The sequence below is a fragment of the Bacillus sp. 01N42_2 genome, assembly GCF_056399565.1.
Genome location: NZ_JBFTRO010000001.1, coordinates 515547 through 528668, shown reverse-complemented (window position 1 = coordinate 528668; position 13122 = coordinate 515547). Strand labels below are relative to the sequence as shown.

Genomic DNA, 13122 nt, shown 5'->3' with positions numbered 1-13122 from the left:
GCCAAGTGAGCGATTGGCTTTTTGCTTTATCTCGGAGAATAGGAAGACATGGAGAACGGATAAGTATAAGCAATTTCTTCATCAAACGTGATGTAATCAAGGTAAATGGTCAAAAGCAGATAGCGGGTGCCCGTTTTCGGGTCGCTGATAATGATATGGTCACGCCCCGCCGCCTGAATCACACCGCGGAAAATCTTTGAATTCCATTCTTTGCTGTTTTCAAATGTCATATAAATTGTCGCCGTTTTGCCCCGGTTCAACCGCAGAATATTTTCAATGTATGATTCTTCAATCGGCAGCATGCCGGGAACGCTTTGTGATGATGATGGACCCGACGGGATTTGAAACCCGCCGCCCTGCTGCTGCGGCTGGCCGGAGAACCCTCCGCCGAAGCCCTGCTGGCTTTGCTGCATCGGCATTGGCATTTGCTGCTGCATCGGCATCATCTGTGATCCTTGGCCCTGAGGCTGCGGATAAGGATTAGGCCCGAGCTGCGGCTGGTATCCCTGCATATCCATTCCCATCCCCATCCCCTGCATTTGCTGATATTGATTCTTTTTCGGTTTCATATTGTTCCTCCTTTGATGAAAACCTCTTGGTGCTGGAACCTCCTGACAAGTATCAGACAGCCTTAAATCGGCTGCCGTTTTTATCTATTCCACCATATGAGCCCATAGAAAGATTTATGCAAAAAAAGAAACACGCTTCCTTTAGTCCGGCCATCAAAGCCGGCTTTTTTGTGTGAAGAAAAGCTGACTTTTCACACAATAGTCTGTAATCCTAGCGCATCTTTGACATAAGAAACATATGATAGCGGTAGTTTCAGGTACGTAAAGGGGGTGACGAGTTGCCTAAAGTGTCAGTGATCATGACGAGCTATAACAAAAGTGACTATGTGGCCCGCTCTATTAAAAGTATTCTGTCCCAGACGTTTACAGACTTTGAGCTTTTTATTATGGATGACAACTCAAATGAAGCGACATTGGCGGAAATACGCCCTTTTCTCACCGATCCCCGCGTCCGGTTTTATCAAAGCGATGTATCGGGCGTCAAAGAAAGGACGGAAAAAACACGCTACGCCGCCTTGATTAATCAGGCAATAGAAATGGCGGAGGGCGAGTACGTGACGTATGCGACCGACGACAACACATATGTGCCGGACCGGCTTGAGAAAATGGTGAAAGAGCTTGATGCCGACCCGGAAAAAGCCGTTGTGTATTCAAGTTCCAAAACCTATCATCTGAATCAGCAGAAGGAGACGGTGAAGGAAACGGCCAGGCCCGCCGACCGGATCGTATGGAATGCGCCGTGTGCCATTGACCATTGCTCAGTCATGCATCGGTTTTCCGTGTTGGAACAGGTCAAATCGGCATTCGGTTCCTATTGGGATGAAAGCCCCGCGTTTTACCGCATCGGTGATGCCCGTTTCTTCTGGAGGGTGAATCATTTTTATCCGTTTCACCCGATTTCTGAGGAGCTTGATATCAATTATATTACCGATCAATCCATTCATTATCAGCTTTTCGCGGCGGAAAAAAATGAGTTTGTGAGCAGCCTTCCGCAGCAGGCCACGTGCCGGGAGCTGAGGGAATCATTAAAAAAGCTTGGAAAGGGGTGAGGGCTTGTCGGCATACTTAGCGAACTATTGGGTGCTGTACCGGCAGTATATTGACCTTTTTCAGTCACTTCGCTACAAAGACATTCCGCTCGCGTTGATCAGTAATTTTTATCAATATATCAGCCCGGCGCTTCGGGAGAGCATGGAACAGAACCCAGAGCTTTTCGGTTCCGCCGACCGGCATATTCCTGAAGCCGATATTCAGTCTTATTTTGATCAAAAGAAGCAATCCATTAAGAAAACAGGTGAGAAACCGGTAAACGGAAAACTCATTCTGCATTTCGACCATCTTCGGTTCACCGAGGAAAATTACCGGCAGTTTGATCCGGCAAAAACAGCGGTACTGGCCAGATGGAGTCTGCCTGACCATCACGGGCTGCCCGTTATCTGCAAATTGGAATTGGCGGGAATGGGCCAAAAAGGGAACCCCGTCCCCTATATTGAAAAAGCCCATGCCATTCTGAAAGAGCTGCACAGCCATCCCGCTTTCGGAAACAGAGAATTTCAGGAGCGATTATATAAAGATATTCCGTTATTTATTGAAGCGATTGATGCGCTTGATAGTTTGTTTACGGCTGAGCCCATTTCCGCCGTTGTGGTCGGCACGACAGAGGATATTTACAGCCGTGTGCTGGCGCTGATGTGCGCGAAAAAAAACGCCGTCAGCATCTGTCTTCAGCACGGAGCGCTCATGGGAGATGAAGCGTTTCTGCCCGTGTTTACGGATTATCAGGCTGTATTCGGGGCTTATGAAGCGGAGTGGTATAAAGCGAAAGGCTGCAGGGATGAACAAATCATCATCACGGGGCATCCCCGCTTCGATGAGATCTTCTCAAGAGAACCGATAGATAAAGACACGTTTTACCGCAAGCTTTCCTTTCTCCCGTCGCAGCGGACGGTGCTGATCGCCACGCAGCCGTTCTCTGATGACTTTTACACGAGGGTGCTTGATGAACTTGTCAAGCATAAGAACATGCAGCTCATTATTAAACCGCATCCGTGGGAAATCGGCAAAAACAAGCTGGATGCTTACAATCAGGTGCTGCGGAAATACAAAGCCGGCAAAATCATCAAGAAGGAAATGGGGCTTTACGATATTCTCCCGTATGTTGACGCCGCGGTGACACAGACATCAACGGTCGGTCTTGAAGCGATGCTGTTTCAAAAACCCGTGCTGATCGGAAAAACAGCGGGAACCCGCCAATACCCTTATTACCATTCACTCGGGGAATTTGCCTTTGAGGACCCGCAGGCACTGGCTCAGGAATTAATCCGGGTATGCGAAAGCCCCGCAGCATATCAAAAGGCGGAACAGGCGCGCCGGGCTTTTATCGCGGCGAACTACCCGGTTCAGGATTCGCTTGCGGCTTTATGTCAGGTGCTTCAGGAAAAAACCGGAGTCGGCTTCAGAAAGGCTGACTCTTCATAAAAACGATAGGAGCGCAAAGAAAATGGTGCAAAAAAGATCAGCTTTTCTTCCCTATTCATTGCCCATGATCGGGAAGGACGAAATTCAGGAGGTTATTGATACGCTAGAAACGGGCTGGCTTTCAAAGGGACCGAAAGTGGAGGCGTTTGAAAAAGCTTTTGCCGCCTGGACGGGAGCAAAGCACGCGATCGCGCTGAACTCATGTACCGCCGCTTTGTTTTTGGCCTTGAAAGCGAAAGGAATCGGTCCCGGCGACGAGGTCATCACGTCTGCGGTGACGTTCAGTTCAACAGCCAATACCATCGTGCATACAGGCGCCGTCCCGGTGTTTGTTGATATTGACCCGCTTACGCTGAATGCGGACCCTGAGAACATTGAGGCGGCCGTCACCCCGCGGACAAAGGCGATTGTACCCGTTCATTTCGCCGGTCAGTCGTGTGATATGGATCGGATTCTGGACATCGCCGAAAAGTATCAGCTGTTTGTCTTAGAGGACGCCGCACATGCCGTGTACACCACGTATAAACAGAAAATGGTCGGATCAATCGGGGACGCGACGGCATTCAGTTTCTACGCGACAAAGAACCTGGCAACCGGTGAAGGCGGCATGCTGACGACCGATGATGACGGGCTTGCCGATCAGATCAGGGTGCTCAGCCTTCACGGGATGAGCAAAGGCGCGTGGAACCGCTATTCTTCAAACGGAAGCTGGTATTACGAGGTCGAAGCGCCCGGCTATAAAATGAATATGTTTGACCTTCAGGCAGCGCTTGGGCTTCACCAGCTGAAACGGATTGACAGCATGCAGCAAAGAAGGGCTGAAATTGCAAGCCGCTACCAGGACGCTTTCAGGGACATGAAAGGGCTGACCGTCCCATATGTCAGTGATGACGGGCGGCATGCATGGCATTTGTATGTTCTTCAAATAGAGGAGCAGGAAACCGGGATCAGCCGGAACGATCTGATTTCCGCTTTAAAAGATCAATATAACATCGGCACAAGCGTTCATTTTATTCCGGTTCCGTTTCATCCGTATTATCAAAAAACGTACGGATATAAGGAAACTGATTTTCCGGCCGCGGCCGCGTATTATCACCGCACCGTATCACTCCCTCTTTATCCGTCAATGACAGATGATGACGTTGAATACGTCATTGCGGCAGTTACGGATATCATCAAAGGGGCTGATTAGGTGTACAGACTGAAGAAAAATCTTGCACAGGATGTGATTCAAGCTTTTCTGCAACAGAAGGGCATTCAGCCGGAGGCCTATGAGTCGTCACTCTGTTTATTGGAAGAAAACAGCCTTCAAGGCGTGATTTTATATGAGAGCTCTTCGTGGGAAAGTCAATTGTTCCAAAAAAAAATCATCAATGTGAAGCTTGCAGCCGCAAACAGCACCGGTCAGCTCAAAAGGCTGTTTCAGGAATTTTACGCGTCAAGGCGGGCGGACGGCACTGATTTTATATTTATTAAAATACCGGCTGAGGATGTCGGCGCGATGCAGGTCGTGCAGCAGCTTCCAAATGCTTGTTTTGTCGGGAGTCTGTTCAAACTCGTTAGCCCGGTGCGTGTATTTAACAGCACGCCGCCATTTGAGATTGCAGAAGCCGGTCCCGGCGACGCGGAAGCGATCAGCCGGCTGGCCCGAGATGCCTTTACAAAAAGCAGGTATTACCAGGACCCCCATCTCAGCTATGAAAGTGCAAACCGCCTGTTTGAAGAGTGGGCGCGGAATAACGCGGAAGGCAGGGCTTCGTTACAATTCGCCGCCAAATATAAGGGAGAGACCGTGGGCTTTGTGCAGGGGCTTTCTAAAGGCGATGAATTCGTCCTTGATCTGATGGCGGTAAAGCCGGGATTTGAAGGAAAAGGAGCGGGATACCATTTAGCGGCGCGCATTATTGAACAATCACTGCGCTTTCAGCATAAGACTGTATCAGCGGGCACGCAGCTCCACAATGTAAGAGCCATCCGTTTGTATGAACGAATGGGCTTTAAAGCGGATGCATCTTATTATTACTATCATGTGTGGCCCGGGAAGGGGGCGGACTGATGGCATCATGCAAAATCGGATCGAAGTCAATCGGCGGAGATTCGCCCGTTTTCATTATCGCCGAAGCCGGGATTAATCATGACGGAAAGCTGAACCAGGCGTTTGAATTGATAGACGCGGCCAGTGAGGCCGGTGCGGATGCGGTGAAGTTCCAAATGTTTCAGGCTGACAAAATGTATCAGAAAGACCCCGGTCTATACAAAACCGCTGCGGGAAAAGACGTCTCTATTTTTTCACTCGTGCAATCAATGGAAATGCCCGCTGAATGGATCGAACCGCTGCTTGAATATTGTAAGAAAAAAGGCGTGCTGTTTTTAAGCACGGTATGTGACGAAGGCTCTGCCGACTTACTCTATGCGACTTCCCCGCCCGCCTTTAAAATCGCCTCCTACGAGCTGAATCATCTGCCGTTATTGAAATATGTGGCAGGGCTGAAGACCCCGATTATCTTTTCAACCGCGGGTGCTGATATTTCAGATATTCAGGAGGCTTATCAAACCATTACCGGCGAGGGGAACAAAGAAATTGCAATCATGCACTGTGTGGCGAAATATCCCGCTCCGCCCGAACACAGCAATCTGAGCGTCATTCCCATGCTTGCCGCCGCTTTCCCTGATGCTGTGATCGGTTTTTCCGACCACAGCGCCCATCCGTATGATGTCCCGTGCGCGGCTGTCAGGCTCGGAGCGAAACTGATTGAAAAGCATTTTACGATCGATAAAAATCTGCCCGGCGCTGATCACTCCTTCGCCCTCAACCCGGATGAATTAAAAGAAATGGTTGCGGCGATCCGGTCAGTTGAAGAAGAGCTGCGGCAGGGGCATCACGCTCCGGTACCGGAAATGCTGTCGGGAAGCTCCCATAAGACCACGACACCGATTGAAGGGGATATCAGAAAATTCGCTTACAGAGGCATTTTTTCAACAGCGCCGATTCAAAAAGGCGAATGTTTTACGGCGGATAATCTTGCCGTCCTTCGTCCCGGCCAAAAACCGCAGGGGCTTCACCCGAGGTATTTTGAGCTTTTAATTGACGGGGCGCGTGCGGTCAGGGATATCCCTGCCGACACGGGTATCACTTGGGATGACCTTTTGACGAAAGGCAGCTCTTATGATGACTGACATTTTGTTCATCATTCAGGCGCGGATGGGGAGCGGGCGTCTTCCCGGCAAAGTGCTGAAACCGATCGGCGGGTATACCATCCTCGATATGATTGTCAAAAGGGTTCGGCAAAGCGCGTATTACGATCAAGCGCGGGATAATCTGATCGTGGCCACATCCGACAGCAAGACCGACGACATTCTGTACGCGCACTGCCTCAGCAAGCACTACCGGGTGCACCGCGGCAGCGAACATCGCGTGCTTGACCGGTTTGCGCAAGTCATTGAACAAGTAAAACCAGCCATCGCAGTCAGACTGACTGGAGATAACCCGTTTGTCGACCCTTCGCTGCTCGATGTCCTGATTCAATCGCATTCAGATCAGCACGCAGACTACACGTATATCAGCGGTACGCCGCTCGGCATCGGCGGCGAGGCGGTTAACGCGCGCCTCCTAACGGAGATCAATGCCGACAAAACGCTGGCAAACAAATATCAGGAGCATGTCACGCTTTTAATTAGAGAATCTCCTGAGAGGTACCGGCTGCTTTTTCCCGAACCCCCGCAGGAACTCCGGGCTCCTCATTTGCGGCTGACCGTCGATACCGAAGAGGACTACAGGCTGGCCCGCGAGCTATACGAAAAAGCAGGCTCGCACCCTGATATTTCGGCAAAAGAATTGATTCATCTGCTGAATAACGATCCTGAACTCAGGGCCATTAATCAAATGATCCGGCAAAAAGAGGCTGATTAGGATGCGGGTTTTGATATTCGCAGACGGGGGCCGTGAAATCGGTATGGGCCACGCCGTCAGGATGAAGCTGCTTGCCGGCGCCATTTTGAATAAATGCTCAATCACGTTTTACACCAATAAAGAGGCTTCTTCATACCTGTCTGCTGATCAATGGGAAGTGATCATCAAGCCTGACACGGGACAGAAGGAATTTATTGTCCGGGAAATAAACAGGCAGGCCCCTGACATGCTCATATTCGACGTGCTTGATATGCCTTCTGACTGGCTTGAAGAAATCAGACGGCATTCATCGGCACGCATCGTCTTATTTGAAGAAAAGCGGGAGCATGTCATTCATTTATGTGATGCCGTCATAAACGGCATATATGGCGGGCTGAAAAGCCGGACAATGAAAATGGGCAGAGCCGTTATATATGAAGGCCCGGAATATATCATTCTTCATCCGGAATTTGAAAAAGCCAAACAGCTCTATCAGCTGAGAAAAGAATGCCGGACCATTTTGATTTCTTTAGGAGGAAGCGATCCGAAGAAGCTTGTCTTTAAAGTGATAGAAGCATGCCGCCGGATTCCGGATATTCATCGAAAACAAGTGATTATTGTCATGGGCGGAGCTGCGGCTCACGCTGATGACGTGCGCACGCTTATCGCGCAAATGCCTTATGCCGAGATGGTAAGGCAGACAAATGACATGGCCGCACTTCTTACGAGGGCTGATATGGCCGTCGTGTCCGGCGGCATCACTTTATATGAAACCATTTGTACGGGTGTGCCCTGCATCGTTCTTTCTCAAGTGGCGCATCAAACCGTGACGGCTGAAAAATTCGCCGCACGCGGCGGCGCCGTTCATCTCGGCCTGGGAGAACACACCCCGGCGGACGTGCTCGCTCGGCATATGTCTGAGCTGGCTGCTGATTATCCGAGACGGCTCGGGCTTCATCAGAACGGAACGCCGCTGGTTGACGGGAGAGGCATCAAACGGGCGGCGGCGATTCTTTATGATTTGTGATAAAACCACACGTAAGGAAGTGTTCATGTGAAAGGTGTTATCTTAGCCGGAGGCACCGGCTCGCGCCTTATGCCGCTGACGAAAGCGGTTAATAAGCATTTACTCCCTGTCGGTCCGTACCCGATGATTTACTGGTCGATCATGAAGCTGGAAGAAGCGGGAATTACGGATATATTGCTGATTACGCAAAAAGAGTATATTCCGCAATTTCATAAGCTTCTTGAAACCGGAGAAGAGCTCGGCGTGTCGATCACCTACCAGGTTCAGCCCGCCGCATCAGGGATTTCGGACGGTTTATCGTACGCAAAGCGGTTCACCGGACGCGACCCCTTCGTCCTGCTGTTAGGAGATAATATTTTCGAAGATTCATTAAAACCTTATACGGAACGTTTCGCACAGCAGGGAAAAGGGGCAAAAGTGCTGCTGAAAGAAGTTGACGATCCGGAGCGCTTCGGCATCGCCGAAATTGATGAAGAAAACAAACGGATCAAGTCGATCATTGAAAAGCCGGAGCATCCGCCGACCAGCTTATGTGTCACAGGGATTTACATGTACGACGCAGAAGTGTTTTCTTATATTGAACAAATTTCTCCATCAAAACGCGGCGAACTGGAAATTACCGATGTCAATAATTTATACATTGAACACAGCGAGCTGACGTATGATGTGTTAACGGGCTGGTGGGTGGATGCGGGCACGCATGAATCGCTCTATCTCGCCGGAAGCCTGGCGCAGCAGGCAATACAGAAAGGACAGGAACATTAATCATGCCAAAATCATATTTAATTACAGGCGGCGCAGGATTTATCGGCCTTACCTTTACAAACATGATGCTGAAAGAAACGGACGCGCAGATTACCGTTCTGGATAATCTCACGTATGCAAGCAGGCCGCTTGAAATAGAAGCCTTAAAAAAGCACGGCCGTTTCCGTTTTATCAAAGGTGACATCTCCAAAAAAGAAGACATTGATAAAGCATTTTCCCAAATGTATGACGCTGTCATTCATTTTGCGGCTGAATCCCATGTGGACAGAAGCATTAATCAGGCAGAGCCGTTTATCACAACAAATGTGATGGGCACATACAGACTGGCGGACGCGGTGTTACAGGGCAAAGCCGGCAGGCTGATTCACATTTCCACAGACGAGGTGTACGGAGATTTGGGGCCGGACGATCCCGCTTTCACAGAGACGACGCCGCTTTCTCCGAACAATCCGTATTCCGCAAGCAAGGCGGGCTCAGACCTGCTCGTCATGTCTTATGTGAAAACCCATAAGCTCCCTGCCATCATCACGAGATGCAGCAACAATTACGGGCCTTACCAGCATCATGAGAAAATGATTCCGACCATTATCAGGCACGCGGTAAACGGCACGCCGGTTCCGCTGTACGGCGACGGGATGCAGATCAGAGACTGGCTGTTTGCCGAGGATCATTGCCGCGCCATTAAGCTCGTGCTGGAAAATGGAACGCTCGGTGACATTTACAATATCGGCGGCGGAAATGAACGGACGAATAAAGATCTGGCGGCATTTATCATGAAGGAGCTCGGAGTGGAGGAGCGGTTTGTTCATGTCGAAGATAGAAAAGGGCATGACCGCCGTTACGCCATCAATGCCTCAAAGCTGAAAAATGAGCTGGGCTGGCGGCAGCAGGTCACATTTGAAGAAGGAATGAGAAGAACCATTCGCTGGTATACAGACAGCCAAGACTGATCGGAAAGAAGGGGATCCGATTGACGAAGGTATTAGTAACCGGAGCTGCCGGCCAGCTGGGGCGGGAATTATGCCGCCTGCTGAAGCGGGAAGGGTATGAGGTGATCGCCCTGACAAAAGCGATGATGAATATATCCGACCAGCGTTCGGTGCGGCACTCATTCAGCCATTACAAGCCGGATATCGTCGTCAATACGGCGGCATACACCTCCGTTGACAAATGTGAAACGGAGCTCGACAAAGCGTATTTAATAAACGGAATCGGCGCTTATTATGCCGCGCTTGAGGCTGAAAACACCGGAGCGAGATTCATTCACATCAGCACCGATTACGTTTTCAGCGGCAAAGGAACACGGCCTTATCGGACGGATGATCCCGCAGACCCCGGCACGATTTACGGAAAAAGCAAAAAACTCGGTGAAGAACTGATCCGGTTAACGGGAAAAAATCATACCATTATCAGAACATCGTGGGTGTACGGCAGCGGCGGGCATAACTTTGTCAATACAATGCTGAAGCTTGCGGATACACATAAACAAGTGCGTGTCGTCAATGACCAAGTCGGCTCGCCGACGTATACAAAGGATTTAGCCGAAACGGTGATCGGTCTGTTTGACAGGCCGCCGGGCACGTACCACGCCGCAAACAGCGGAGTGTGCAGCTGGTATGAATTCGCCAAGGCCATTTTTGAAGAAAGCGGCAGGAACGCCGCCGTGCTGCCCGTGACGACGGAGGAATACGGAAATGAGACGCCGCGTCCCGCTTACTCGGTGTTAAGCCTTGAGTCGATCGAACGGCAGGGGCTCGGCATGAGGCACTGGCGGGATGCGCTGCGTGATTATTTACAAAGGGAGGGGCAATGCAAGTGATCGAAGGCGTAAAAATCAAAAAGCTGACCAAACACAGTGACGACCGGGGTTTCTTTTCAGAACTCGTCCGCGACGATGAACATCTCTTGGAGCGATTCGGGCAGGCTTCCTGGTCCAAAAGCTATCCCGGCGTCATTAAAGCATTTCACTATCACGAGAAACAGGATGACCTGTGGTTTTTCCCGACGGGCCACGCCCAGGTCGTGCTGCATGACCTTCGTGAAGAGTCAGCAACCAAGGGAGAAACGGATGTCTACTACATGGGAGAAGACAATCCGATGCTGCTTCTCATTCCCAAAGGTGTCGCGCACGGGTACAGAGTGCTGGGAGAAACGCCGCTGACCATTATTTATTTCACGACAATGTCCTACAATCCGGATCAGCCGGATGAAAAAAGAATCCCGTGGAATGATGACACCATCGGATTTGACTGGCAGACGGCTCACCGGTAGCGCAGAAGACGAAGACAGCGGATGTCTTCGTTTTTGTGTTTGCCGGTGAATAAGATACGACCGCCCGCTATATCATGATTGCTGGCCTGAAGAACAATTTCATCAAAAATGTCTTGGAAAATGGCGGTCAGTTAGGGAACTGAAATTTAAGAGATCCTCCCTTTCTTCTCTTATGGACATCATGCATCCTAAAAAAACAAAAAATGATTTATAGAATGGGGATAGGATTTGAAAATCTTAAGAAAAAAGTAATATTTGCTTAAGAGAAAAGAGAACTTTCCTTTATATAGTAGGAGTATATAGGGAAAGGGGAAAGCGAATGACATACATCTTAAAAACGAGTCAGCTTACAAAATCATTTAAAGGAAAAGAAGTTGTTTCCGGAGTTAATATGCACGTGAAAAAAGGGGAGATTTATGGATTCTTGGGTCCCAATGGGGCAGGTAAAACAACCATTATGAAAATGATTACAAATTTAATCAAGCCTACAAGTGGTGAAATCGAAATTTTCGGTGAGAAATTAACAGATACGTCATTTGAAGTTTTAAAAAGAATGGGCACCATTATTGAATATCCCATTTTCTATGACAACCTCACTGCTAAAGAAAATTTAGATTTCCATTGTGAATATATGGGCTATTACGATAAAAAATCCATTGACCACGCTATCGAGCTTGTAAAGTTACATAATATTGATAATAAAAAAGTGAAAGAGTTTTCTTTAGGAATGAAACAAAGGTTAGGAATAGCCAGAGCTATTTCTACAAGACCAGAACTTCTCATTTTAGACGAGCCAATTAATGGCCTGGATCCAATAGGTATAAAAGAGTTGAGGGATCTCTTTAAGTTACTTTGCAGAGAATATGGAATTACATTATTAGTCTCCAGTCACATTTTAGCCGAAATGGAACAAATGTCAGATACTATTGGTATCATACAGAATGGCAAGTTAATAAAAGAAGTTTCTATGAAGAGTATAAACGGAAAACAAACAGAGTATATAGAGGTACAAGTCCAAAACATAAAAAAAGCATTATATATTTTAGAGCAAAATCTGGGGATAAGAAATTTTAAAATGATTGATCAACAATTAATTCGTATCTATGAAACAGCAGTTACACAACAAGAAATCTCTAAAGTACTTATTCTGAATGACATTGGTATAGAAAGTATAAATAAAAAACACAGTTCTTTAGAAGAATACTTCTTAAATTCTATGAATGGGGAGGGAATACACACTAGATAGATTGCCCGTCTGTGTTATGAACCTTATTTGCATTGTCTTAAATTCTTCTGCTGGAGGCTATTAGCATGTTAAAACTTATGAAATTAGAGTACAAAAAACATCACTTATCACAGTATTTTAAATGGGTGGCACTTTGGATATTAATCATCTTTGCCTTAGTGGCTCTTATGGGATGGGAATCTAAAAATGAAAATGAACTTATGTTTCGTGATTATGCAGATTTTATATCTCTAACTAATATTTTAATTAGAATTGTGTTTATTAGTTTTTCTGCTGTGATTTTATCCCGTTTAGTTATTGATGAATATAAAAATAAAACAATACAATTGCTGTTTACTTATCCTTTACAAAGAAAAAAATTAATGCAAGCTAAACTATCTATTGTCTTCCTATTCTGCTTTGTAAGTATTGTTATTGCTACTTTTGTTATTAACTTGTTAATTCTCTTCGTGAGTCCGCACTTATATTTATTCGAGAAGCCTGTTGAAATGAGTGAAGTTATTTCCGCTATGCCATCGACTCTTCTCACCGCTTTTATGATGGGAGGAGTGAGTCTGATTCCTTTATTTTTCGGCATGAGAAAAAAATCAACTGCTGCTACAATCACTTGGGCTGTCATAATCGGGTTCTTTATCAATGCAACAGTTTCCGACGGAGGAGAAACAGTCAGTTTAAGTCAATTTATTATCATTCCAATTATACTTTGTTTATTTGGTCTTTCAGTGGGTTATCTTTCTTACCGTAAAATAGAACAAAAAGATTTAATATAAGTGAGGAGAAATTACATATTGAAGAAAATTATGGCGATGTCAAGGATTTACTTTTGGAAAACAGGGCGGCACAATCTATATTAATGTTCCCGATTCAGGTATGAACA

General features: G+C 47.5%; 14 protein-coding genes. 13 read left to right on the top strand and 1 reads right to left on the bottom strand.

Annotated features, from left to right (window positions below):
• Positions 1-26: 26 nt before the first annotated feature.
• Positions 27-569: a spore coat protein GerQ gene (gene gerQ, locus AC1DN5_RS02775; RefSeq protein ID WP_047475915.1), complete on the bottom strand. Its 543-nt coding sequence runs from the start codon at positions 567-569 to the stop codon at positions 27-29.
• A 278-nt stretch (positions 570-847) separates the two neighbouring features.
• Here gerQ and AC1DN5_RS02770 point away from each other — a divergent pair, with 278 nt between their 5' ends.
• The 13 genes from AC1DN5_RS02770 to AC1DN5_RS02710 all read left to right on the top strand — a co-directional run bounded on the left by AC1DN5_RS02770 (position 848) and on the right by AC1DN5_RS02710 (position 13015).
• Positions 848-1618 (top strand): glycosyltransferase family 2 protein, encoded by a 771-nt coding sequence (locus AC1DN5_RS02770; protein ID WP_016937543.1) that lies wholly within the window; start codon positions 848-850, stop codon positions 1616-1618.
• Positions 1619-1622: 4 nt separating this feature from the next.
• Positions 1623-3047, top strand: a complete 1425-nt coding sequence (locus AC1DN5_RS02765) for a capsular polysaccharide export protein, LipB/KpsS family (RefSeq protein ID WP_366969873.1) — start codon at positions 1623-1625, stop codon at positions 3045-3047.
• Positions 3048-3069: 22 nt separating this feature from the next.
• Positions 3070-4239 (top strand): DegT/DnrJ/EryC1/StrS family aminotransferase, encoded by a 1170-nt coding sequence (locus AC1DN5_RS02760; RefSeq protein WP_366969872.1) that lies wholly within the window; start codon positions 3070-3072, stop codon positions 4237-4239.
• The gene (locus tag AC1DN5_RS02755) at positions 4240-5103 is read left to right on the top strand and encodes a GNAT family N-acetyltransferase (RefSeq protein WP_342007183.1); all 864 of its coding nucleotides are present in this window, start codon (positions 4240-4242) and stop codon (positions 5101-5103) included.
• The gene (locus AC1DN5_RS02750; protein ID WP_049627606.1) at positions 5103-6224 is read left to right on the top strand and encodes an N-acetylneuraminate synthase family protein; all 1122 of its coding nucleotides are present in this window, start codon (positions 5103-5105) and stop codon (positions 6222-6224) included. The genes AC1DN5_RS02755 and AC1DN5_RS02750 overlap by 1 nt, the downstream gene beginning before the upstream one ends.
• The gene (locus tag AC1DN5_RS02745) at positions 6217-6957 is read left to right on the top strand and encodes a cytidylyltransferase domain-containing protein (protein WP_366969960.1); all 741 of its coding nucleotides are present in this window, start codon (positions 6217-6219) and stop codon (positions 6955-6957) included. The genes AC1DN5_RS02750 and AC1DN5_RS02745 overlap by 8 nt, the downstream gene beginning before the upstream one ends.
• Before the next feature lies 1 nt (position 6958).
• Positions 6959-7963: a PseG/SpsG family protein gene (locus AC1DN5_RS02740; RefSeq protein WP_016937549.1), complete on the top strand. Its 1005-nt coding sequence runs from the start codon at positions 6959-6961 to the stop codon at positions 7961-7963.
• 27 nt (positions 7964-7990) lie between these two features.
• Positions 7991-8728, top strand: coding sequence for a sugar phosphate nucleotidyltransferase (locus AC1DN5_RS02735; RefSeq protein WP_016937550.1), 738 nt, complete (start codon positions 7991-7993; stop codon positions 8726-8728).
• 2 nt (positions 8729-8730) lie between these two features.
• Positions 8731-9678: a dTDP-glucose 4,6-dehydratase gene (rfbB, locus tag AC1DN5_RS02730; protein WP_016937551.1), complete on the top strand. Its 948-nt coding sequence runs from the start codon at positions 8731-8733 to the stop codon at positions 9676-9678.
• Between the two features lie 20 nt (positions 9679-9698).
• Positions 9699-10547, top strand: coding sequence for a dTDP-4-dehydrorhamnose reductase (gene rfbD, locus AC1DN5_RS02725; RefSeq protein WP_016937552.1), 849 nt, complete (start codon positions 9699-9701; stop codon positions 10545-10547).
• Entirely contained in the window at positions 10544-10999 is a 456-nt protein-coding gene (locus tag AC1DN5_RS02720; protein WP_047476039.1) for a dTDP-4-dehydrorhamnose 3,5-epimerase family protein, read from the top strand. The genes rfbD and AC1DN5_RS02720 overlap by 4 nt, the downstream gene beginning before the upstream one ends.
• A gap of 319 nt (positions 11000-11318) precedes the next feature.
• The gene (locus tag AC1DN5_RS02715; RefSeq protein WP_049627602.1) at positions 11319-12245 is read left to right on the top strand and encodes an ABC transporter ATP-binding protein; all 927 of its coding nucleotides are present in this window, start codon (positions 11319-11321) and stop codon (positions 12243-12245) included.
• 65 nt (positions 12246-12310) lie between these two features.
• Positions 12311-13015, top strand: coding sequence for an ABC transporter permease (locus AC1DN5_RS02710; RefSeq protein WP_095241171.1), 705 nt, complete (start codon positions 12311-12313; stop codon positions 13013-13015).
• The last annotated feature ends 107 nt before the right edge of the window (positions 13016-13122 follow it).